The following is a 23669-nucleotide window of genomic DNA, read 5'->3' as shown; positions in this document are numbered from 1 at the left end:
AAAACCTCCGGAAAGACAGGAAGACAGAAAGACCCGGATCTGGTCAGGGGTAAGTGCATGTATTACACTTTCATGTCAACTGTGTGACGCTTTTGTTTGCGTCCTTGATGCTCCGTCGACCCACCGGGGGAGAGGGATCCTGGCATGACCCGAGTACCGATGAACCAACTTCGTCTTTCGACCCCCTTTCAGAGCGGGCTCCGCCGGGTCCTCGGCTGGATCGGCGCGATGCTCTTCGTCGCGGCCTGGTATCTGGCTGCGCAGGCGCTCATGGATCTCCTGTTCGAGGTCAAGCCTCGACCCGAGGCATTTCGGGCGGATCTGATCGCGCACCTCGTCATCGGCGCCCTGCTCTACGGCATGTCGAGCAGCCTCGCACGCTTTGCACTCGCAACGACGGCCCTGTTTACCGCGCTGACCCTCGGCAATGCACTCAAGATGTCGACGCTGGGTGGTCCTTTGATGCCGGACGACTTTGTCGCCGCCAAGAACATGTTCCTGCTGCTCGATGGATGGCAGCTCGCGGGGGCTGCACTCATGGTGGCTGTCCCGACGATCCTGCTCTGGTGGACGATCGCCTGGCGTCGGGCTTGGTCCTGGGTCAATCTCGGCGTCATCACGCTCGCCGTCGCACTGCTCGTCGCCTTCCCAGAGACGGCAAGCCTTAAGCTTGACAAGCAGTTCGGCAACTCGGTGTGGAACCAAAGAGGCAACTTCGAGTCCCGGGGTCTCCCGCTGCAGCTCCTGCAGGAGAGCGTACGCAGCCGCGCCCGGCGGGAACCCGCGCCGACGGCCGGTGAAGTCGAAGCGGCGCTTGCACGACTCGGCGCCGCGGCCCCGAGCGACCTGATCAAGGTCGCGAGCCCGGCAGGCCCACCCCGTAATCTTCATATGATCGTGCTGGAGTCCTTCTGGGATCCGATGCTGCTGACCGCGTCCGAGCTCTCGGCGGATCCTCTGGATCCGGCCTTCCGCGCGCTTTGGGCTGCCTCGGGACACGCCCATGCCCTCGCGCCTGTCTTCGGCGGCTATACGGCCAACACCGAGTTCGAAATCCTCTGCGGTTTCCCCGTCGAGCGCGACAATGTCTTTTTCGAGGGCGGACTGCGCAACGAAGCCCCCTGTCTGCCGCGCCATTTGGCGAGCGCCGGATACCGGTCGTTCGCATCGCACCCCAACGCGGCGTCCTTTTGGAACCGTGTCAATGCCTATCGTCGCATTGGATTCGACACCTATTGGTCCGACGGTGACTTCGATCTCGACGACATGAATCGATCCTTCCTGAGCGACGCCTCGCTCTATCGCCAGGTCCTCGACCGGCTCGCACCTCAGCTGCAAGGACCCACGCCGGTCTTCAACTACGTCCTGACCTACTTCGGACATCTCCCCTACCCGCTCAACGCGCAACGCCCGAACGTCATCAGCGCCGCCGAGGGGCACGCGACGGTCGAGGCTTACGCCAATACCATGTACTACAAGTCGCGCGAGCTGATGGACTTCCTGAGCGAGCTGCGGCAACGCGACCCGGACGGGCTGATCGTCCTCTTCGGCGACCATCTCCCGGCGCTCGGCAACCAGTTCGGCGGTTTCAGAGAATCCGGCCTTCTGGCCTCGAGCCGCGCCGAATTCACCGACGCGATGTTCCGCACCCTGGTCGCCACACCCTTGATCCTGATCGACGGACGCCGCGGCGTCCTCGAGACCGGCGACCTGCCCTTCTACCAGCTCCCGGGGCTCCTGCTTCGGCTCTTGGGCGACACGCGCCACTCGATGATGGCCTTGACCGCCCCCGAGCCCGGCGCACCGGCGATCCGCCCACTTCCCGGCCTACACTTCATCGACGACGGCGACACGGTGACCACCTGCCGCGATCCCGCGCAGCAACCCGCCGCCTGCGCGGAATCCACCTCCTGGCTCGCGGCACTCCGTGTCATCGGCCGCGACATCTTCAGCGGCGCCCAACACGCCTTGCGCCGTCTTGAGCCCACACCGGGATTCAGGGCCGCGGCCTTCGAATCGACCTCGGATGAGCCGACGCCTAGACTCTGAGGCGATTCTCGGGAGCCAACATCCCAACTGCGCAGAGGATCGGCCAGCAGTGACGCCGAAGGTCGTCGCTTCGCGACGTTGCTTCCGGCCGATCGGATGTGCAAGGTCGGATATGCAAGGAAAGATCGGTTCGTCCGGAATCCGATAACGACAACGAGCAGAGCCTTCGAACCCGACCGATCGCGCGGCAATCCTTTGCGCCCGCGTGCGTGAAATCCTCGTTAGAATGGACTGCGCCGATCCCATATCTTGTCCTGCCGCAGCAGGCGGGCGGGCATCTTTGCAGAGATCTGAGATATCGACATGAACTACACCGAGATCGATCTGGACGGCGCGGACGTGACGATCGCCACGCAGAAGCGCCAAGCAATCGACCGCAATCGTCTGAGTGTCGGTGATCGGGTCGCCTTCAAGGGTCGCGATGGACAGGAGCGCTTCGGAGAGGTGGTGAAGCTGAACACCAAGACCGCGTCGGTGCAGGTCGGTACCGTCCGCTGGCGGGTGGGCTACGGGCTCTTGGCGCCCGTGATCGACGGCGCGCTGGGCGATCTTGTCGACGACCCGCTGGCCCTGCCGGGCGTCTGGAGCCGGGTCGACCCATGACGCAGGAGGTGCGCATCGGTGTCGGCGGCATGAGCTGCGCGTCCTGCGTAGCGCGCGTGGAGCGCGCCATCGCCCGGGCGCCGGGGGTGGACTCGGCGACGGTAAACCTCGCGGCCGGCACGGCGGTCGTGCGCTTCGATCAGGTGAGCGTGCCGACCCTGCTCGATGCGGTGCGCGGCGCCGGTTACGAGCCGGTGCTCGCATCGGTCACCCTGCGCGTCGGCGGCATGACCTGCGCGTCCTGTGTGGCGCGCGTGGAGCGGGCCATTCAAGCCTTGCCGGGTGTCATCGAGGCGAGCGTCAATCTCGGAATTGAATCGGCGACCGTCAGCTATCTCCCCGCCACGGTGAGTCCGGAGCGCATCGCCCAAGCGATCCGTGCGGCCGGCTACGAGCCCGCGGCGCCCGAGAAAACGGCGGAGACGGACGAGATGCGCAAGGCAGACGAGCTGCGCCGGCTCGGACGCGATCTGCGCGTCGCCGCGTCCCTGACCTTGCCGTTGTTGCTGATCAGCATGGGGCCAATGGTCGTGCCGGGGCTCCACGCCTTCATGGACAGGCTGGCGCCGACGAGCCTGTGGGCCTGGCTCGAGCTGGTGCTGGCCACTCCGGTGCTCTTCTGGTCCGGGCGGCGCTTCCTCGCACGCGGTTTTACCGAGCTTCGGCATCTAAGCCCAGGCATGGACAGTCTGGTCATGCTCGGCAGCGGCGCGGCCTACCTCTACTCGTTGCTGGCATTGACCCTGCCGGGGATGTTTCCTGCGGGGACGGTCCATCTCTATTTCGAGGCCGCCGCGGTCATCGTGACCCTGATCCTGCTCGGGCGTTATCTCGAAGCGGTCGCCAAGGGGCGAACCTCGCAGGCGATCCGGCGCCTGGTGAACCTCCAGCCCAAGACCGCCCGCATCATCGGCCCGGACGGCGAGACCGAGATCCCCGCCGACGCGGTCGTTCCGGGCGACGTCATCCAGGTGCGCCCGGGCGAGCGCATCCCGGTCGACGGCACCCTGACCGAGGGCGGCAGCCGGGTCGACGAATCCATGATCAGCGGCGAACCGGTGCCGGTGCGCAAGGATCCGGGAGACGAGGTCATCGGCGGCACGCTCAATCAAACCGGATCCTTCCGCTACCGCGCCACCCGCGTGGGTGCCGAGACGGTGCTGGCGCAGATCATTCGGCTGGTCGAGGACGCGCAGTCCGGCAAGCCGCCGATCCAGCGTGTCGCCGACCGGATCGCGGCCGTCTTCGTGCCCGTGGTCATGGCCGTCGCGCTCGTGACCTTCGCGGTCTGGCTCTGGCTGGGCCCGGAACCGGCCTTGAGTTATGCCTTCGTCGCCGCGGTCAGCGTGCTGCTGATCGCCTGTCCCTGCGCCATGGGGCTCGCGACCCCGACAGCCATCATGGTCGCCACGGGACGCGGTGCCGCCTTGGGGATCCTGGTCCGCAACGGTGCGGCGCTCGAGACGCTGGCCCGCGTCGACACCCTCGTGCTGGACAAGACCGGCACCCTGACCGAAGGCCGTCCGTCGCTCGTCGCACTCCACGCCTACGGGATCGACGAGGATGCCGCGTTGGCCCTGACGGCGGCCGTCGAGCATCACAGCGAGCATCCGATCGCCACGGCGATCGTCGCGGCGGCGAAGGCGCGGGGATTGGTCCTCCCGGAGGCCACGCAGATCGAAGCGGAGCCCGGGTTCGGCATTGGGGGCCAGGTCGACGGGCAGCGGATCGCCGTCGGCGCACGACGCTGGATGGAGCGCCTGGCGGTACCCTTGGATGCTGCGAGCGATGTCGCCGAGCGACTCGGCGCGGAGGGCCAAACCCCGATCTATGTCGCGGCGGATCAACGCTTGATCGCGGTTCTGGCGGTGGCGGATCCCATCAAGTCCGGCAGCCCAGAGGCGATCGCGCAACTGCGTGTACTCGGGCTCGAGGTGGGGATGCTGACCGGTGACGGCCGCCAGACCGCCGAGGCAATCGCTCGCCAAGCCGGCATCACGCGCGTTCTCGCCGAGGTGCTGCCGGCGGACAAGGCCGCCGAGGTCAAGCGTCTGCAAGCCGAGGGTCGTCGCGTCGCCTTCGTCGGGGACGGCATCAACGACGCCCCGGCCCTTGCGCAGGCGGATGTCGGCATCGCCATCGGCACCGGGACGGATATCGCGGTCGAGGCCGGCGAGGTGATCCTGATGCAGGGCGACCTGCGCGGCACCGCCACCTCGATCGCGCTGGCGCGCAAGACCCTGCGCACCATCCGCATCAACTTCTTCTGGGCCTATGCCTACAACGTCGCGCTCATCCCGCTCGCGGCCGGCGTCTTCTTCCCGCTCACCGGATGGCTACTCAACCCCATGCTCGCTGCCGCAGCCATGAGCGTATCGAGCCTCTTCGTCGTCACCAACAGTCTACGGCTGCGGCGGTTCGGTCAAGCGGCGCAGGGCTCCCGCCAGCTTGCCGCCAAGTAGTCGTACACGACGTCGATCTGCTCAGGCGTCAGCGCGCCGAAGCGTTGGCTCAGACGATAGCCGAGGTTCAGCCAGGTGAGACGTTCGAGCTTCTCCGGCTCGTAGACCTTGCCCTCCAGCGCCGCAGCCCAGCCCACGCGGAACTTACTGCTGCGGTGCGCATCCGGCGCCTTGCGCTCGTCACGATCGTAGAGGAGTGCGGCGAATGCCTCGTCGATGGTCTGTTGGGTTGGAATCGGCATGATGGATCTCTCTGTCCTGTTTTCGCCTGGATCCCGCGGTTGAACGGCCCCTGGGGCGCTTCACGCGGGCTGTCCGAGCATTGCGGGGGCGCATTATAGGTCCACAATGCCTGTCGGATGCGTTGAGAGATCGCAAGCCCGAGACCGAGAACCGAGGCGGCGACTCCTGAAACGCCTCTCGGTCCTCCTCCGAGACCGATTCGGCCACAAGCCGTCACACTTCAAGTTAAGCCGAGCGACTGTTCGACGCGGTCAGCGGAAAGGCGAGTCTGCCGTACCGGTGACAAATCACGGCCAAGATCGGCCGCTCGGCGCCTCGCCCGAAGCGACTGCTACGGACGCGTTGCGGTCGCAACGACACTCGTGCCTCGCCGGCCGGGGTACGCAGGCGCGTGGACAGCTGAAACCCATGTCTACGAGTGACATATCCTGCTCCCGGAATCCCTGGACGAAGTTTCGCCAGACCCGAATCGGCGCACGGTGTGAGACAGCTCCCCTGCCCCGCTGCCGGACCTTCCACCGATGGCCCCGCACAGCACCGCTTGGGATGAAGGAGCGCGCTCTCCAGCGGCAGCGGTTCGGCATCGTCTCAGGTGGCCGGTGGTCTGCCCGGCGCAGGCAGGAGCCGGCGAGATCGATACTCGGCGGGCTCAGGTCAGGCCCGTCACGCGTTTGTCGACAAGGTAGATCTGACCATCGACTTCCATGGACCGCAACGCCTCGAGTCGCTCGCCGGCGCACAACACACTCAAGGATTCACCCGTGACCGGATCGTAGACGATGCCGTGCATGGAGCAGCGCAGGTGCTCGTGCTCTGCATCGAAGACCGCGTCGTGGATGCAGTCCAGACGCCGCACCATGTGCACGCACTGATTCAAGTAGGCGTAGACCTGGCCCCCATGTCGCAGCACGATGGCGCTCTGCGGCTCGTGCTTGAACAACACGGGGATGATGCGATGCTGACGATCCGTCAAATCGGCGCTTGCACAGACCAGCAGCTTGCGTTTCTCGAACGCCGAAGCGCGCTCGGTTGGTGTCGTGCTCACCGGTCAGGAACCCGGGGTCGCATTCGGATGGGCGGCCAAGGCGCTGTCAATGACATCCGCCCTTGATGCGCGCGAGGCAGGGGCTGCTTCTGTCTGCACTCTCGCTTTCGGGGTGTGGGTTGGTGCCATGGCATCGATCCGCGCTGCTGCTGTACTTCGGCTGTCGAAAGCAATCGACGGGCCAACAAACCCGGCCTTACTTTCAAAGGCTTACCGGAGAAAATGCCCGTTGCGACGGCGACGTGTCGCATTCGCGACAACGACAGACCCAAGGTAAGCCACGGCGGGTGACGATGCCTGTTACGTCGGACCGGCCTCCTCGGAGAGGACGCCGTTTCGCACCAACACACGATGGATCTTGCGAGCGGTCTTGGCCAGACGCGACAGGTCTGCAAGGCTCGGACGGTCTCCTTCGGCCAGCCGCTGCTCCCATGCCGCCAGCTCCCCCTCCAGATAGTCCAACAGCTTCTGCGAGCAGCCGGAGCAGTCGCCGCTGCAGACCCGGGTCTGCGCCGCGTCGAACGGGATCGCGGCGCGCACCTGGCCGATGAGCTGTTGCATGGCGGTTCGGGTGTTCGGTTTCATGATGCTCTCGCGCCGCGCATGCCCGAGCCGCTCAGGCGAAGACCTCGGCACAAGCGCCCAGGGCCGACGTGTTAATCTTGGCCGAGACCATCGCGATCGAGATCATCGACGCGCGCCGTCGGGGCGGGCTTGCGTCGCAATCCCCGTCAATCCGGTCAACAACTGCCGCCCGAACGCCGTCAGCGTTCATTCGGGCACCGAGAAACCGTTCTCGGGCGACGCCGATTTCGCCCCGACATTGCCATTTCACAACAGGATGTCTATGAAGATTCCAAAGCGTCTCGAACCGCTGGTCCGCGACGGTCTTGTCGACGAGGTCATCCGCCCGCTCAGGAGCGGCAAGGAGGCCGCAGTGTATGTGGTGCATGCCGATGGCGCGGTTCGCTGTGCCAAGGTCTACAAGGAAGCCAATCAACGGGGTTTTCATAAGCAGGTCTTGTACAGCGAAGGGCGGAAGGTGCGAAACAGCCGACAGGCGCGCGCGATGGCGAAAGGCTCGCGATACGGACGCCAACAGCAGGAAGACGTCTGGCAGAATACCGAGGTCGATGCCCTATACCGCTTGGCCGCTGCGGGTGTGCGTGTTCCCAAGCCTCACCTCTATGTCGAGGGCGTCTTGCTGATGGAGCTGGTCACCGACGACGAGGGTAATGCGGCTCCGCGGCTCAATGATCTGGACCTGACGGGCGAGCAGGCCCTCAAGTATCACGCGATCCTGATCAAGGATGTGGTGCGCATGCTCTGCAGCGGGCTCGTGCACGGCGATCTCTCCGAATTCAACATCTTGGTTGACCAGTATGGACCCGTGATCATCGACCTTCCCCAAGCGGTCGATGCGGCGGCCAACAACAATGCCGCCCGGATGCTGGAGCGCGATGTCGGAAATTTGGCAGCCTACTTCGGTCAATTCGCCCCGGAGCTGCTCTCGACCAGCTATGCCAAAGAGATCTGGTACATCTACGAGAGCGGCGCCTTGACGCCCGAGAGCCGATTGACCGGACACTTCAAAGGCGCCAACAAAGAAGCCGACATCGAAGGCATCATGCGAGAAATCAACGATGCGCGCGAGGACGCCATCAGGCGTCGTCAGGGGCGCGAGGACGCGTGACGGTGTTTTGCAGGGATCAATCCAAACACTGGCGCGGCATCCGGCGCGGAGCGCATTCAGAGACGCGACACCGCAGGAGCGGTGTCGCGAGCGCAACCCCGAGCAGGATCACGCCGGCGCCGGATTCGTCCTGAACAATCGGCTCAGACGTCCATGCGCACTGTCGTGGATCGAGAGCAATGCGGGGATGACGAGCAGAATCAGCAGGGTCGCAAACCCGAGCCCGAAGGCGATCGAGGTCGCCATCGGGATCAGGAACTGGGCCTGGACGGATTTCTCGAACAAGAGCGGCGTCAGGCCGGCGATCGTGGTGAGCGAGGTCAAGAGGACGGCCCGCAGACGCTGGCAGGCGGCCTCGATGAGGGCATCGCGGCTGGCGACACCCTGCTCGAGCTGCTCCTGATAGAACTTGACCAGGATAATGGAGTCGTTGATCACGATCCCGGACAGACCGAACATCCCGAACAGCGAGAGGATGGTGACATCGATTCCGATCAGCCAATGGCCGAAGAGTGCGCCGGTCAGGCCGAACGGGATCGCGGCCATCACGACCAATGGCCACCCGTAAGACGAGAAGACCCAGGCCAGGATGATGTAGATCAGAATCAGTCCGAGCACCAAGCCCTTGCGCATGTCGCCCAGTGTCTCGCGTTGATCGGCGGAGCGACCCTCGAAGGAGTAACTGATCCCGTAGTTCGCCTCGAGCCCGGGCAGGGTCGAAGCGATCAGACTCTCGATGATGGCCCCGGCATTGTTCACGTCGGAGTCTACATCCGCCGAGACCTCGACCGCCAACTTGCCCTCGGCATGACGCAGGATCTCGAAGCCGCGTTGCGAGCGCCATTGCGCGACCGTCGTGAGCGGCACCGAGGTCCCGTCGGGAAGGCGGATGTTCATGCGCTCGAGGGTTCCCAGTCGCTCGCGCTCGGCCTTGGGGAGCTTGACGCGGACCTCGACCTCGTCCGCGCCGTCTTGGAAGATCTGCACCAGTTGGCCCTCGAAGGCCGTCCGCAACTGGGTCCCCAGCTCGGCGACCGTGAGGCCGAGCGCCTGTCCGGCAGGGGTGAGCGAGTAGATGATCTGCTCGCGCCCGAAGGCCATATCGTCCTCGACCGCCGTCACGCCCGAGATGCCTTTCAGAACCTCGGAGATGTCGAGCGCTGCTTCCTTCAGTGTCGCCGCATCCGCACCGAAGAGCCGCACCGTTAGGTCTCGACCGGGCGGACCGGCGCGCCGCGAGGCGATGGTGAAGCCCTCGAGTCCGGCCGGAAGCGCGATGCGCTCCTGCCAGGCCCGGATGAACGCCTCGTTGCGCACCTCGCGCGCGTCAGGCGCGATCAGCTCCACCTGCAAGGCGCCGAGCTGGTCCGCCGAAGAGCCGCTGCCCTCGCCTTTCGCGCCGTGCAGGGCGATCGCCAGATTGACCAGCTTGCCCTGATCGAAGGCGCGCTCGGTCTCCCAAAGCGTCTCCTCGAGGTGCTCCAGGAGCGCATCGACTCGCGCGCGCGGGGTGCCTGCGACAAAGGTCGCGTTCGCCGTAACGATCTGACCTTCCGGTGTCGGGAAGAAGACGAAGCCCAAGCGCCCGCCGGCCAAGAGGCCGACGGCGATCATCAAGGCCGCCACCGCGCTGGCGATGGTGGCAAATCGATAGTGAACGGCGACCGTCACCAGCGGACGGAACAGCCGGTCGCGAAAGTACTCGAAGCCGCGATCCAAGCGTGCGCGCAGCGAGTCGGGTTTAACCTTGTGCGAGTGCACGAAGGCACTGCGCAGATGCCCGGGCAGGACCAACATGCTCTCCAGGAGCGAGGCAAGGATGACGGCCACGATCACCAGCGGGATGACGTTGAGGATGTTGCCGATGACCCCGCCGACCAGCATCAGCGGAAGGAAGGCCGCGATGGTAGTCAGCGAGGACGCGACCACCGGCGCCAGCATCCGACGGACCCCGCCCTCGGCCGCAAGGAGCGGATCCTCGCCCATCTGATGGTGGGCCATGGCATCCTCGCCGACCACGATGGCGTCGTCCACGATGATGCCCAGCGCCATGATGAGCGCGAAGAGGCTCATCATGTTGATGCTGCCGCCGGCCAGATAGAGGATGAAGAGTGTCGCCATGAAGGACACCGGGATCCCCCAAGCGACCCAGAAGGCGACCCGACCGCTCAAGAAGAGAAAGAGGATCGCGACGACCAGGATAAGACCGCCGGCCCCGTTGGTCACGAGCAGCATGATGCGGTCGCGGATCAGCTCCCAGGAGGCGTCGTAGACCACCAGCTCGACCCCGGGCGGGAGCAAGGGGCGGGTCTCGGCCAGCCACTCGTCGAGCGCCTTGGCCGCGGCGAGCGAGTTGCCCGTCTCGGCGCGCTGCAGCACCATCTCGACCGCTGGGGTTCCGTTCATCGAAAGCCGCAGGGTCGCGTCGCGCGGCACCCGCTCGATCTCGGCGATATCGCCGAGCTGCAGGTTCAGCGTCTCCTCGGTCTTGATCGGAATCTGTGCGAACTCGAGCGCATCCCGGCGCTTATCCAGGCTGCGCAGCTCGCGCGTCGCCTCGCCCCGACCGATCGCCCCGGCCGGCAGATCGCGGCTGAAGGCACCGACCCGCTCGCCGATCTGCGGCAGACCCAGGCCCAGCTCTTCGAGCTGCGCCTGATCGACCTGGATGCTGATCTCCTCCAGCGGCAACCCGCGGATCTCCACCTTGTCGATCCCGCTCTCGAGCAGCTCGGACTCGAAGCGGCGTGCAAGATGGCGCAACTCGTCCGGGCGCTCGAGTCCGGTCAGGACCAGTCGGGCGACGGACTCGTAGCGCGTCACCAGCGCGACCTCTGGCTTCTCCGCGTCCTGCGGGAGATTGCGGAAATCGTCGACGAGCCGCCTCACCTGGTCCAGGGCCAGCAAGGGATCCACCCCCTCGTTGAACTCCAGCGTGATCGCCGAGATTCCCTGCGTCGAGGTGGAGGTCATCTTGCGCAGCTCATCGACCGAGCGCAGACGCTGTTCCAGGGGGTTGGTGATGCCGTCCTCGATGTCCTCGGCGCTCGCACCCGACCAGACGACCCGCACCGTGACCAAGTCCAGGTCGAAATTCGGGAAGAACTGCACGTTCAGACGATCCAGAGCGAAGATCCCGCTCAGGATCATCATCGCCATCAGCAGGTTGGCCGCGACCTTATGGTGGGCAAACAGACCGATGATGTCGTTCTGATGCCCCTTGACGACCTTCTCCTTGGCGGGTCTGGTCTCCGTCACTGCACCGTCTCCACCCGCAACCCGTCCACCGCGTTGGGCATGTGGGTCACGATCAAGCGGTCCCCGGCCGCGAGATCGGGCGCATGAACCAGAAGGCGCTCCTCGCCCGTCTCGGTAAACCAGCTCCCGAGACTGCGCACGGACACGCCCTTCATGCGCCCGTCGACGAGCTTGTAGACCCGATCACCCCCGTAGACCGCACCGAAAGGAGCCGGCACTACACCCTCCTGTGGCGGACGGTCCAGACGCAAGGCGATCATCTGACCGGCGCGCAGGAGACCCTCCTCGTCCTCGACATCGAAGAGTCCGTCGATCCCGCTCGCGCTCGCCTCGCCGGCGAGGCGTTCCAAGGAAAGCTGCAGGGTCCGATCCCCGATGGTCGCCGTCGCAGGCAGTCGGCCCTCGGCCTGCAGGGAGGCGGTCAACTCCGTTTGGAAGGGCGCCGGGATCCGCGCGCGGACCTCCAAGCTGTCGATCGCATAGAGCGTGAGCAGGACATCGTCCCGGCGCACCTGATCGCCCGCCGTCACCGAGACCTTGGCGATGATGGCATCATAGGGCGCGACCACCGGTGCACGCTCGAGCTCGAGCGCGATCTCCTCGAGACGCGCTCGCGCGCTCGCGAGCTTTGCCTCGAGCGCGCGTTGGCGCGCCGGGAAGTCCGCAATGCTCATCTCGCGGTTGCTCACGGCCAAGGCTTGGCGGGCTAATTCCTGCTCGGCGATATCCAGATCGGTTTGGGAGCCGACCCTTTGCTTGGTCAGCTGCGACGCGCGCTCCACCCCGTCTCGGGCGATCGCGAGCAGCTTGCGTTCCTGTTCAAGCGCGGCGAGATCGGTCTCGTGCCCGGTTTGCTCGCTCTCGACTTGGGCCTTCAGCTCGTCGATCTGGGCCTGAGCCTGGGCAAGACGAAAACTGAAGTCACGCGGGTCAAGCTCCACCAGAAGCTGTCCTGCCTCGACACGATCGCCCTCGCGCACCAACACCCGACCGACACGCGCCTGCGCCGAGGCCGCAGCGCGAAGAAGATGCGGCGTCTGGACGCTCCCATAAAGCTCAAGCCCGGGGGAGAGGCGACGCGGCTCCACCGTCTCGGCCTCGATCCGCCAAACACGCTCGACGATTTCCGCCGGTGGACGTTCCGGGCGGGTCTGCTTGAGATACTGAAAGACTCCGATACCGACGGCGAGGATCAGGACGGGCAACAAGAACTTGGACAGGCGCTTCACGGTGACTCGCGGGATGACTGCATGGGTGGCTAGTGTCGGGGCGCGTGCTGTTCAAAGCAACTCGCTCAGCCGCCGCCGTAGTCGAAGGTGATCTCCTCGTCGACCGCAATCGCCCGGCGTGCATAGAGATCGAAGCCGTCGAGCTCGGCGTTCGGGTCGTCGCTGTGGTTCAACCAGCGCAGGAGGTTGCGACCCTCGCGACCGACGAGGACGTTGCCCTCGGCGTCGTAGGTCCAGAGCACGTGGGTGCCATCTCGGTCGACCTCGGGGCCTTCGAAGGTGCCGATGAAGTCGCCGCTGCGAAATGCGATCTTGGCAAAGCAGCCTTGGCCATGGATCGGAGAGGCCGCGCGGTAGACGCGTGTGCGCAGCAGCGCGTCGGGGCAGGAGGAGCGGCCCATCGCGGCCGTCGCCTTATGACGATGCGCTGACTCAGCGACGCTTGGCCTTGGCGAAGGCCTCCGCCATGGTGCCGCCGCCCGGGGCCTCAGCTGGCGTGGGCGCCTTGGCCCGCGTTGCACCTCGTCCGTCGGGCGCCGGGCGTACCTCGGCGTGACGGCCGGATCGACCGGATGGTGCGTGTGCCCTCGGGCGCGGGTCTCGACTCTGCGGGCGGCTGTCGGAGGCATCGCCGGGGGCGCGCTCGGGCGCGACATCGCCCAAGCGCATGCTCAGCGCGATGCGTTTGCGCGCGAGATCGACCTCCATCACCTTCACCTTGACGAGATCGCCGGACTTGACCACCGCATGCGGGTCCTTGACGAAGCGATCGGCCAGGGCAGAGATGTGCACCAGACCGTCCTGATGGACCCCGACGTCCACGAAGGCGCCGAAGTTGGTCACGTTGGTGACCGTTCCCTCCAGGATCATGTCGGGTTTGAGATCCTTGAGTGTCTCCACCCCTTCCTTGAGCGTAGCGGTCTTGAACTCGGGGCGCGGATCGCGGCCCGGCTTCTCCAGCTCGGCGAGGATGTCCTTCACCGTCGGCAGGCCGAAGCGCTCGTCGGTGAAGCGGGCTGGATCCAGGCGGCGCAGGGTCGCGCTGTCGCCGATCAGGGCGGTGATGGGTTTGCCGGTCTCGGCCAGGATGTTGCGCACCAGTGGATAGGCCTCCGGGTGAACCGCCGAGGCGTCCAGAGGCTCGTCGCCGTCGCGCACGCGCAGGAATCCCGCACTCTGCTGGAACGCCTTCTCGCCGAAGCGCGGGACCGCCATCAGGCGCTTGCGGTTGGAAAAGGCCCCGTTGGTCTCGCGAAACTGGACGATATTCTCGGCCAGGGTGCGATTGAGTCCGGAGACTTGCGTCAGAAGGGGCACGGAGGCGGTGTTCAGATCTACGCCGACGGCGTTCACGCAGTCTTCCACCACGGTGTCCAGGGCGCGCGCAAGTCGGGGTTGATTCACATCGTGCTGGTACTGGCCCACACCGATCGCCTTGGGCTCGATCTTCACCAGCTCCGCAAGCGGATCCTGCAACCGGCGTGCGATCGAGACCGCACCGCGCAGCGAGACATCCAGCTCGGGCAGCTCTTTGGAGGCGAATTCGGAGGCCGAGTAGACCGAGGCGCCGGCCTCGCTCACGACGAGCGAGCGCAAACCCAGATCCGGGTGTCGCTGGATCAGCTCGCGCACCAGCCGGTCGGTCTCGCGCGAGCCGGTCCCGTTGCCGATGCTCACGAGCTTCACCCCGTGCTCCTTCGCCAACTGGGCGAGACGCGCGATCGAGGCATCCCATTGGTTTTTGGGCACATGGGGATAGATGGTGTCGGTCGCCGCCACACGCCCGGTGCCGTCGACGATGGCGACCTTCACGCCGGTGCGCAGTCCGGGATCCAGCCCGAGGGTCGCAAGCCGACCCGCGGGGGCGGCCAGCAGGAGCGCCTTAAGGTTGAGCCCGAAGACGCGGATCGCCTCCTCTTCGGCCGCCTCCAGCATCCGCCCTTTGAGCTCCAGATCGAGACGTGTCAGCAGCTTGATCCGCCAGGCCTTGCGGACCGTCTCGATCAGCCAATCATCGGCGGGGCGCCCGGCTTGCCGCACCCCGAAGCGCGAGGCGATCAGACCGCGACAGACCGCATCCGGATCCTCGCCCTCCCCGGCCAGCAGCTCCAGGTGCAGGACGCCTTGGTTGCGCCCGCGGAACAAGGCCAGCGCACGGTGCGAGGGAATGCGCGCAAGCGGCTCGCGATAGTCGAAATAATCCGAGAACTTATTGCCCTCTTCTTCCTTGCCCGGCATCACCTTGGAGACCAGAATGCCCTTCTCCCAGAGGTGATCGCGCAGACGCCCGGTCAGCTCGGGATCCTCGGCGAAACGCTCCATCAGGATCTGACGGGCACCTTCCAAGGCCGCCGCGATGTCCGCCACACCCTTGGTCGAATCCACATAGGACGCCGCGCGCGACTCGGGCGCCTCGCCAGGATCGGCGAGCAGCACATCGGCGAGAGGCTCGAGCCCCGCCTCCCGAGCGATCTGGGCCTTTGTGCGCCGCTTGGGCTTAAACGGCAGGTAGAGATCTTCGAGGCGCTGCTTGGTCTCGGCGCCGACGATCTCGGCCTGGAGCTCCGGGGTCAACTTGCCCTGTTCCTCGATGCTCTTGAGCACGGTCGCGCGGCGCTCGTTCAAGTCGCGTAGATAAACCAGGCGCTCTTCGAGCAAGCGCAACTGGATATCGTCCAGCCCCCCGGTGGCCTCTTTGCGATAGCGTGCGATGAAGGGCACGGTCGCGCCCTCGTCGAGCAGTCGGATGGCGGCCTCGACCTGCTCGGGTCGAGCGGCAAGCTCTTGGCTGAGGGTCCGGGTGATGTCGGTCATGCGTGATGGATTCCGATGCGGCGGATCAGGATGGATGGCGGCGGCAGCATACACCCCCGACGGGAGGGGCGCAGGCGCTCAGGTCGACGGCAGCCGGCAGGCATCGCCGTAGACGGCCATGATCTGCTTGAGCTCGCGCAGCAGTGTGCCCCGCTCCTCCTCGCTCAGATCGCGCGTCTCGGGCAGCTGTGCTCCGGCCTCCAAGGCGGCGATGTCTTGCCTGACCTGGCTGCAACCCTTGCTGCACACCGCCTCGATGCGCGCATCCACACGACAGTGCTCGAGAGTCTGCAAGACCCTGACCTCCAGCGGTGAGCGAGATGGTCCGACACGCGCGCCTCGTCTCGATCGTCATCTTCCCGAACAAGATCGACGCACGCCATTTGTCGGGCGTTTGCCGATTATAGGAAGATGACGACGGAGGCCACAACGCATGTCGACGCAAAGACAGAATGATGAGGAGGCAATGACGGCCCCGCCGACGCTCGACTGGACCGCCGGTCCGAGCTGGTGCGAGATCCGATCGGGCGCCCTGCATCTGTGGCGGATCCGCACCGATTCAGCCGGAGCCGACCTCGCGCATGCCCTGAGTTTGCTCGGGGAGCGCCAGCGCACGCGCGCGGCGCGGATGCGCCATCAGCCCTATCGCGAGCGCTATGTGCGCGCCCATGCCGGACTGCGCGAGATCCTCTCGCGTTATCTCGAGGTACCGCCGGGGTCGCTGCGCTTCGACTACGGACCGGCCGGCAAACCCGCGCTTACCGGCGCAGCGCTGTCGCTGGGCTTTAATCTGACAACGACCGGCGATCTGGCCTTGGTCGCTGTTTGCGCCGGGGCCGGGCCGAGCACCGATGTCGGTGTGGACTGCGAGTGGATCCGACCGCGGCACAGCATCGAGGCGGTGGCGGAACGGATGTTCGCGCCCGAGGTGGTGCGAAAACTCGCATCGGCTCCCCAGGACGAGCGCCTCGCACGCTTCTACCGTGCCTGGACCGCACTGGAGGCAGATGCCAAGGCGGACGGCCGAGGACTCTTCCGGCCGCGACCCGACGGCGTGCAACCGCCTGCGGTTCTGCATTGCATCCCGGAGACGGGCTATATCGCTGCGGTCGCGCGCCCGACCCTGCCGCCGGTGTCGGACTGGTCGACATTCGATCTGCTCTAAACCGCGCCCGGTGCGATATGCGTGGTTTGTTGGATTGGCTTGGCCGCGCCGGCTCCGACAACTGTCGGAGCCGGCGCGGTTTAGGCGTGAAAAGCGCCTGCGAATGAAGAGCGTTGCCATCCTGCTCATAAGACCGTCGTTGATCACTCGGTAGGGCAGCGGAAGCACCGATCGCGGGGAAAAGGCCGGCACGCCGGGTATAATCCGGGCCTTTTATCCTGAGGAGCGCCGTTCGTTGGAAACCATTCAGATCGTCTTGCTCGCGTTCGTCCAGGGCCTTACCGAGTTCTTGCCGATCTCGAGCTCGGGACATCTCATCCTCACCCCGCTCCTGTTCGGTTACGAGCTGCAGAGTCTCGCCTTCGATGTCGCGCTGCATCTGGGCACGCTCGCTGCGGTGATGCTCTATTTCAGACGCGAGATCGCGACCATGACGATCGCGGTCCTGCAGTCGTTGCGAACGCGCCGATTCGACGCGCCCGATGCCCGCCTCGGCTGGATGATCATCCTCGCCACCCTGCCGGTGATCGTGCTGGGTCTGCCGCTGAAGTCCGTGCTCGAGGCCTTGCGCGACGACCCGACCCTGGTGGCCCTGGTGGTCGCGGCGACCAGCATCGGCTTCGGGCTGCTGCTGTGGTGGGCGGACTTCAGCGGAAAACGCGCCCGCGACGAGTACAGCCTCGGCTGGAAGGCGGCCCTCTTCGTCGGTGTCATGCAGGCGGTCGCCATCATCCCGGGGACCTCTCGATCGGGCATCACCATCACGGCGGCGCTCATGCTCGGGCTGACTCGTAAGGCGGCTTCGCGCTTTTCGTTTCTGCTTGCGATCCCGACCATCATCATGGCGGGCGGGCTCGAAACGCTCGATCTGCTGCAAGCCGGCGAGCCGGTCGACTGGATGTCGTTGTTGCTCGGAGCGGCCCTTTCGTTCGTCTTCGCCTACCTGACCATTCATTACTTTCTGAAATTCATCGAGCGCATCAGCATGCTACCCTTCGTCATCTACCGGGTGCTGCTGGGCGCCGTGATTCTGATGCTGGTGTGGTGACCATCCGTGAGGGTTGAAGGGGCTGCTCAATTTGGGTCGGCCCCTTCGGGTCCGGGGCCTACACCCTGAAGGAGGACTTCGAGCGCATCATCGACGTCATCGAGCCGCTCAGGACCGATGTCCTCGCCTTCTCGGCGGTCTTGATACTGGTGTTCATCGCGTTGCTGTTGCGCCGCAGATCGGCCAGCCAACGCGCGTGAGCCGCGTTCGCGCAGCCGCGTCCTGACCCAAGCACCAGTCAACGGGGGCGGAATCATGGTCAATTCCCAGCCACCGACCGCGCTCGCGATGGCGCGGCCGGACTATGACGGCGGCGGCATCGTCAATCTGATGAGCAGCATCATCCAGGCCCGCGGCGGGCGATCGGACGCCCCGAGCCTGCGCGATCTGCCGACGGAGGAGATGGCGCAAGCCACCAATCTCATCCTCCTCGTTATCGACGGCCTCGGCGCCGATTGGCTCGACAGGCAATCACCGGACGGGATCCTGAGTCGAGCCAGGCGCACGACCCTCACCTCGGTCTTCCCCTCGACAACGGCGGCCGCGATCCCGACCTTTCTCACCGGCGAAGCCCCGTCGGCACATGGGCTGACCGGTTGGCACACCTATTTCGGCGAGCTTGGATGCGTGATGACGGTGCTGCCGGGCACGCCGCGGTTCGGCGGCGTGCCCTATCGGAAGGCCGGGATCGATCCGATCAAGCTCTTCGGCACCACACCGATCGCCGATCGGATCGCCACCCGCAGCATTCTGGTCTCTCCGGCACACATCGCCCGATCCGACTTCAACCGCGCGCACCTCGGACGCGGCGACTTGGTGACCTTCAAGGGATTGCGCGACATGTTCGTGCGCACCGCCGGGGTTCTTCACGGCTGGGGGCGACGTCGCCGCGAACCCAAGTATCTCTATCTTTACTGGCCGAGATTGGACGCCATCGGTCACGAGCTGGGGATGGAGAGCCCGGCTGCACTGGCCCATCTGCGCGAGATCGAGCAGGAGATTGCGGCCTTCATGCACGAGATTGCCGATACGGACAGCCTGATGCTGGTCAGCGCGGATCACGGTCAAGTGGATACGCAGCCCTCGGATACGATCGACCTTACCGATCATCCGGAGCTCGAAAACCACCTCCTACTTCCGCTGTGCGGCGAGCCGCGTGCGGCCTTTTGCTATCTGCGCTCCGGCCGTGCGGACGCCTTTCACGACTATTGCCGCGATGTCCTGGCGGACCGAGTGGACCTGGTGCCGAGCGAGCAGCTCGTCGCGGAGGGGTTTTTCGGTGCGGGGAGGCGACACGCGCGATTGATGGAGCGTGTCGGGGATGCCTGTCTGCTTCCGAAGGGCAACGGCGTCATCCGACAGTGGCTGCCCTTCGAGCAGCCACACCGACAGATCGGGGTCCACGGCGGACTGACCGACGCCGAGCTTCGGGTTCCCTTGTGTCTGCTGCGCGCCTAAACCGCGTCCAGAGCGAAATGCTCACTTTCGCGTGAGTTCGACGTTGGGTGCATCCAGGGCCCTTAGCGGGGACGCGGTTTAGAATGTTATATTTTTGAATACTTTAAACCAGGCCGCCGCCGACAATGATCGGAGCCGGCGCGGCCAAGCCAATCCGACAAACGACGCATACCGCGCTGGGCGCGGTTTAGTGCCGTCACATCAAGCCGAGTTGGAGACGTGCCTCGTCGCTCATGTTCGCCTGGCTCCAAGGCGGATCCCACACCAGGTCGACCTGAATCAGGCCCACACCATCGACCTTGGAGACGGCGTCCTTGACCATGATCGGCATCATGCCGGCGACCGGGCAGGCCGGGGCGGTCAGCGTCATATCGATCGCGACGTCACCCGACTCGGAGATATCGACTCGGTAGATCAAGCCGAGATCATAGATGTTGATCGGGATCTCGGGATCCTGGACGCTGCGCAGCGCCTCGATGATGGGCTCGCGCAGCTCCTCGGCCTCCATCTGCTCGACCGCGACCTCCTCCGTGAGCACGGCCGTATCCGCACTCTCCTCGTCGTGCTTCCCGAAGCCGGCAAAGCGGGCCAGTCTGTTCATGCTCGACCTCTTGACTACAATTTCCGGTTAAACCGCGTCTGGTGCGACATGCAATGCTTTTGTTCGACTCGGCCCTCGCCAAGTCCATTGCCTCCGGAGCGGACGCGGTTTACGTTAAGGGAGCGGTTTCGAGTCGGCGCCCGACCTCCTCCGACACCGCCTCACGCAGTGCATCCGAGTGCAAGGCTTCGATGATCTCCTCGGCAAATCCGAGGCAAAGCATGCGACGTGCCAGCGGTGCGGAGATGCCGCGCGAGCGCAGATAAAAGAGCTTCTCGGGCTCGATCTGGCCAACCGTCGTGCCGTGGCTGCACTTCACATCGTCGGCGTTGATTTCGAGCTGGGGCTTGGTGTCGATCTCCGCACTCTGGGACAACATGAGGTTCTTGTTGGACATGGCCGCGTCGGTCTTCTGAGCGTCCTTGGCCACCACGACTCGGCCGTCGAAGACCGCTCGGCCCTTGCCGTAGAGAATGCCCTTGAAGGTCTCGCGGCTCGAACAGGACGGAACCGCATGATCCACGTCGATGTGGTAGTCCATCAGCTGACGATCGCCCGCGAGATAAAGCCCCTGCAGATCGCATTCGGCATGCTCGCCGCTGAAGCGGGTCACCAGATCGGTCCGTGCCCACGCGGCACCCAGCCCGATGTTGACGCCGACATAGCGGCTATTGGCGTCCTGGCTCAGGTAGAGGCCCGTGATGTGGAAGGCGTTCGGGCTCTCGATCTGGACCCGGTCGTGCTTCAGCACGGCGTCTCGACCGAGCGAAAGCTCCAACACCGAGTTGGTGCAATAGAGTGATTCGCCGAGACTGACATACCGCTCGATCAGGGTCGCCTGCGCACCGTCGGCGAGCGAGACCAGATGACGGGGTTGTGCGACGCGCGGCTCGTCCATCCCGACGGAGAGATGGATCAGCTCGATGGGACGCTCGAGGATTGCGCCGCGGTCGAGCAAGACCACCAGACCGTCGTCTAGACCTGCCGTGTTCAATGCTGCGAACAACGGCTGGCTCTCGCCCGCCACGCCGTTGAGGCGCTCGCGAAGGGCGTCGGGGTCGCTTGCCAACAAGGCCCGCAGTCCGGTCACGCGAACCCCGCGCGGCAGATCGCCGAGTGCGGACAGCGAAGGCGTATAACGGCCGTTCACCATGACCACGCGATGGCTGTCCAACTGCGGGATCAGCAGCTCCTCGATGTCGTGCAGCTGCAGTGCCGTAATCTCGTCCTCGACCCGAGCGAACCCCTGCTCGATCAGCCGCTTCAGACTGGTATAGCGCCAAGCCTCCTGCTTGGTGCCCGGCACGCCTTGCTCGCGCACTTGGTCCAGGGCGCTGCGCCGCTGCGCATCGAGCCAATCGAGCCCGGCGCCGACCTCGCCGTCCGCGCGGGCGGAAAGCCAGGTGTCGAAGCTGGTGGGCGCAGCGCCGTTCATGCCGCCTGCTCCTGCTCGAGGATCCAGCCGTAGCCCTTCTCTTCGAGTTCCAGCGCCAGCTCCTTGCCGCCCGAGCGGATGATCCGGCCTTTCGCCAGGACGTGGACACGATCGGGCTCGATGTAGTCGAGCAGACGCTGATAGTGGGTGACCACGATCATCGACCGCTCGGGGCTGCGCAGTGCATTCACGCCGTCCGCGACGACACGCAGGGCGTCGATGTCGAGCCCCGAGTCGGTCTCGTCGAGGATCGCGAGCTTGGGCTCGAGCAGCGCCATCTGGAAGATCTCGTTGCGCTTCTTCTCGCCGCCCGAGAATCCGGCGTTGACCGCGCGCTTGAGCAACGAGTCATTCAGATGCAGGATCTTGAGCTTCTCCTTGATCAGGCGCAGAAACGAGACCGCGTCCAACTCGCTCTCGCCGCGGGCCTTGCGGATGCTGTTGAGCGCCGCCTTGAGGAAATAGGTGTTGTTGACGCCGGGCAGCTCGACGGGATACTGAAAGGCCAGGAAGACGCCCAAGTGCGCGCGCTCCTCGGGCTCGAGCGCGAGCAGATCTTGCCCCTCGAAGGTGACCGAGCCAGACGTGACCTCGTAGCCCTCGCGTCCGGACAGGACATGCGAGAAGGTGCTCTTGCCCGAACCGTTCGGACCCATGATGGCGTGGATCTCACCGGGACCGACCTCCAGATCCAGCCCCGTCAGGATCTCGTTTTCACCCACATTGGCCCGAAGGCCCTTTACAGACAGCATCATACGTCTCCTGATCGATCGCGTCCGGTGTGACGTGCCGGAGCCGCGGGTTGGATCGGCCCGAGGGCCGGCCAAAGAACATCCGGGCCGACGCGATCGATATGTTTGAATGTCGTTTTAAAGACTTGAACCGCGTCGCGCGAACGGTGTTGATCGCCGCAAGACCGAACGCGTACGCCAAGCTCGCATGGTCATCCGAACGCGGTTCAATCGCGGTTCAAAAGAGTTCAACCGACCGCGCCCTCTAGGCTGATGCTCAAGAGCTTCTGTGCCTCGACGGCGAACTCCATCGGCAGCTCGTTGAAGACCTCCTTGCAGAAGCCGTTGACGATCATCGAGACCGCGTCTTCCTCGGTCAGTCCGCGCGAGCGACAGTAGAACAGCTGGTCGTCGCTGATCTTCGAGGTGGTCGCCTCGTGCTCCAAGTTGGCGCTCGGATGCTTGACCTCGATGTAGGGAAAGGTATTGGCGCTGCAGCGATCCCCGATCAGCAGGGAATCGCACTGGGTGTGGTTGCGCGCACCCTCTGCCCGCTGACTGATCCGTACCAGGCCGCGATAGGTTTGCTGGCCCTCGCCCGCCGAGATCCCCTTCGAGACGATCGTCGAGCGGGTGTTGCGCCCGAGATGGATCATCTTGGTGCCGGTATCGGCCTGCTGACGGCCTTTGGTCACGGCGACCGAGTAGAACTCGCCGATCGAATCGTCGCCGCGCAGGATGCAGCTGGGATACTTCCAGGTGATCGCCGACCCCGTCTCGACCTGGGTCCAGGAGATCTTGGAGCGCGCACCGCGACAGTCGCCGCGTTTGGTCACGAAGTTGTAGATACCGCCGCGGCCTTGGGCGTCGCCGGGATACCAGTTTTGGACGGTCGAATATTTGATCTCGGCATCGTCCATGGCGATCAGCTCGACGACCGCCGCATGGAGCTGGTTCTCGTCGCGCTGGGGTGCGGTGCAGCCTTCGAGATAGCTGACATAACTGCCGGCCTCGGCGATGATCAAGGTTCGCTCGAACTGGCCGGTGTTGCGCGCGTTGATTCTGAAGTAGGTGCTCAGCTCCATCGGGCAGCGCACGCCCTTCGGGACATAGACGAAGGTGCCGTCGCTGAAGACCGCGGCGTTGAGTCCGGCATAGTAATTATCAGTATGCGGAACCACCGAGCCCAGATACTGTTTGATCAGCTCCGGGTGCTCGTGAACAGCCTCGGAGATGGAACAGAAGATGACGCCCGCGTCGGCCAACGCGGCTCGGAAGGTCGTCGCGACCGAGACGCTGTCGAATACGGCGTCCACGGCGATCCCGGCGAGCGCCTTTTGCTCCTCGATCGGGATGCCGAGCTTCTCGTAAGTCTCGAGCAAGGCCGGATCGATCTCGTCGAGACTCTTGGGCATGTCTTCCGGGCGTTTCGGAGCCGAGAAGTAGGAAATCGACTGGAAATCGATCGGCGGATAGTGGACCGATGCCCAGTGCGGTGTCGGCATGGTCAGCCAATGCCGGTACGCCTTGAGCCGCAACTCGGTCATGAATTCGGGCTCGCCCTTGCGGGCGGAGATGGCTCGCACCACCCCTTCGTCGAGACCGGGCGGCAGGGTGTCGGACTCGATCTCGGTCACGAACCCATGCTCGTACTCGGATCGGACGATATCGTCAACAGCTTGGGTTGAGGTCATCTCTCCTGGCTCCGTTTTCTTGAGCGTTTTACTGGGTATTTACTATACGCCCTTCCAGGCGGGTTTCAACATCCCGCGGGACATCCGGAAGACATCGGATCAGTCGGGATCGAATCCCGACGGGACTCATGTCCGAGCGCC

19 protein-coding genes are annotated in these 23669 nt (G+C 65.0%); 7 read left to right on the top strand and 12 right to left on the bottom strand.

Features of this window, described 5'->3' with window-relative positions; all coding sequences use genetic code 11:
• Positions 1–159 precede the first annotated feature (159 nt).
• The 3 genes from BDD21_RS19665 (at position 160) to BDD21_RS19655 (ending at position 5114) form a co-directional block, all read left to right on the top strand.
• Positions 160–2049, top strand: coding sequence for an LTA synthase family protein (locus BDD21_RS19665; protein ID WP_120798605.1), 1890 nt, complete (start codon positions 160–162; stop codon positions 2047–2049).
• Between the two features lie 303 nt (positions 2050–2352).
• Positions 2353–2652: a hypothetical protein gene (locus BDD21_RS19660; protein ID WP_211335104.1), complete on the top strand. Its 300-nt coding sequence runs from the start codon at positions 2353–2355 to the stop codon at positions 2650–2652.
• A complete protein-coding gene (locus tag BDD21_RS19655) occupies positions 2649–5114 on the top strand; it encodes a heavy metal translocating P-type ATPase (protein ID WP_120798604.1) in 2466 nt (821 codons plus the stop codon). Before BDD21_RS19660 ends, BDD21_RS19655 begins: the two co-directional genes overlap by 4 nt.
• On the opposite strand, the gene BDD21_RS19650 is transcribed toward BDD21_RS19655, so the two are convergent.
• From BDD21_RS19650 to BDD21_RS19640, 3 genes are all read right to left on the bottom strand, one after another.
• Entirely contained in the window at positions 5075–5356 is a 282-nt protein-coding gene (locus BDD21_RS19650) for a hypothetical protein (protein WP_120798603.1), read from the bottom strand. The genes BDD21_RS19655 and BDD21_RS19650 overlap by 40 nt on opposite strands.
• A gap of 650 nt (positions 5357–6006) precedes the next feature.
• On the bottom strand, positions 6007–6402 hold the full coding sequence (locus BDD21_RS19645) for a Rieske (2Fe-2S) protein (RefSeq protein WP_120798602.1): 396 nt from the start codon (positions 6400–6402) through the stop codon (positions 6007–6009).
• 300 nt (positions 6403–6702) lie between these two features.
• Complete coding sequence (locus BDD21_RS19640) at positions 6703–6987, bottom strand: hypothetical protein (protein ID WP_120798601.1); 285 nt, start codon at positions 6985–6987, stop codon at positions 6703–6705.
• Between the two features lie 262 nt (positions 6988–7249).
• Between BDD21_RS19640 and BDD21_RS19635 the strand changes: the two genes are divergently transcribed.
• Entirely contained in the window at positions 7250–8095 is an 846-nt protein-coding gene (locus BDD21_RS19635; protein ID WP_120798600.1) for a PA4780 family RIO1-like protein kinase, read from the top strand.
• A 108-nt stretch (positions 8096–8203) separates the two neighbouring features.
• Here the strand turns inward: BDD21_RS19635 and BDD21_RS19630 are convergent, their stop codons facing one another.
• From BDD21_RS19630 to BDD21_RS19610, 5 genes are all read right to left on the bottom strand, one after another.
• On the bottom strand, positions 8204–11353 hold the full coding sequence (locus BDD21_RS19630) for an efflux RND transporter permease subunit (protein ID WP_120798599.1): 3150 nt from the start codon (positions 11351–11353) through the stop codon (positions 8204–8206).
• Positions 11350–12582 carry an efflux RND transporter periplasmic adaptor subunit gene (locus tag BDD21_RS19625; protein WP_120798598.1) on the bottom strand — a complete coding sequence of 411 codons (1233 nt, stop codon included), beginning with the start codon at positions 12580–12582 and terminating at the stop codon, positions 11350–11352. Before BDD21_RS19625 ends, BDD21_RS19630 begins: the two co-directional genes overlap by 4 nt.
• A gap of 65 nt (positions 12583–12647) precedes the next feature.
• Positions 12648–12983, bottom strand: coding sequence for an SET domain-containing protein (locus BDD21_RS19620; RefSeq protein WP_120798597.1), 336 nt, complete (start codon positions 12981–12983; stop codon positions 12648–12650).
• A 31-nt stretch (positions 12984–13014) separates the two neighbouring features.
• A complete protein-coding gene (locus tag BDD21_RS19615; RefSeq protein ID WP_120798596.1) occupies positions 13015–15396 on the bottom strand; it encodes a Tex family protein in 2382 nt (793 codons plus the stop codon).
• A gap of 78 nt (positions 15397–15474) precedes the next feature.
• Positions 15475–15690, bottom strand: coding sequence for a hypothetical protein (locus BDD21_RS19610; protein WP_120798595.1), 216 nt, complete (start codon positions 15688–15690; stop codon positions 15475–15477).
• 139 nt (positions 15691–15829) lie between these two features.
• On the opposite strand from BDD21_RS19610, the gene BDD21_RS19605 reads away from it, so the two are divergent.
• The 3 genes from BDD21_RS19605 (at position 15830) to BDD21_RS19595 (ending at position 19067) form a co-directional block, all read left to right on the top strand.
• Positions 15830–16561 (top strand): 4'-phosphopantetheinyl transferase family protein, encoded by a 732-nt coding sequence (locus tag BDD21_RS19605; protein WP_120798594.1) that lies wholly within the window; start codon positions 15830–15832, stop codon positions 16559–16561.
• 235 nt (positions 16562–16796) lie between these two features.
• On the top strand, positions 16797–17609 hold the full coding sequence (locus BDD21_RS19600; protein ID WP_120798593.1) for an undecaprenyl-diphosphate phosphatase: 813 nt from the start codon (positions 16797–16799) through the stop codon (positions 17607–17609).
• Between the two features lie 255 nt (positions 17610–17864).
• Positions 17865–19067, top strand: a complete 1203-nt coding sequence (locus BDD21_RS19595; protein ID WP_120798592.1) for an alkaline phosphatase family protein — start codon at positions 17865–17867, stop codon at positions 19065–19067.
• Positions 19068–19263: 196 nt separating this feature from the next.
• On the opposite strand, the gene BDD21_RS19590 is transcribed toward BDD21_RS19595, so the two are convergent.
• The 4 genes from BDD21_RS19590 to sufB all read right to left on the bottom strand — a co-directional run bounded on the left by BDD21_RS19590 (position 19264) and on the right by sufB (position 23528).
• The gene (locus BDD21_RS19590) at positions 19264–19668 is read right to left on the bottom strand and encodes an SUF system Fe-S cluster assembly protein (protein ID WP_120798591.1); all 405 of its coding nucleotides are present in this window, start codon (positions 19666–19668) and stop codon (positions 19264–19266) included.
• A 109-nt stretch (positions 19669–19777) separates the two neighbouring features.
• Complete coding sequence (gene sufD, locus BDD21_RS19585; protein ID WP_120798590.1) at positions 19778–21103, bottom strand: Fe-S cluster assembly protein SufD; 1326 nt, start codon at positions 21101–21103, stop codon at positions 19778–19780.
• Positions 21100–21855 carry a Fe-S cluster assembly ATPase SufC gene (gene sufC / locus BDD21_RS19580; RefSeq protein ID WP_120800025.1) on the bottom strand — a complete coding sequence of 252 codons (756 nt, stop codon included), beginning with the start codon at positions 21853–21855 and terminating at the stop codon, positions 21100–21102. Before sufC ends, sufD begins: the two co-directional genes overlap by 4 nt.
• Before the next feature lie 227 nt (positions 21856–22082).
• A complete protein-coding gene (sufB, locus tag BDD21_RS19575) occupies positions 22083–23528 on the bottom strand; it encodes a Fe-S cluster assembly protein SufB (protein WP_120798589.1) in 1446 nt (481 codons plus the stop codon).
• Between the last annotated feature and the right edge of the window lie 141 nt (positions 23529–23669).

Origin of the sequence: Thiocapsa rosea (genome assembly GCF_003634315.1) — a bacterium.
Taxonomy (GTDB): domain Bacteria; phylum Pseudomonadota; class Gammaproteobacteria; order Chromatiales; family Chromatiaceae; genus Thiocapsa; species Thiocapsa rosea.
This window is presented reverse-complemented; position numbering and strand designations above follow the sequence as displayed.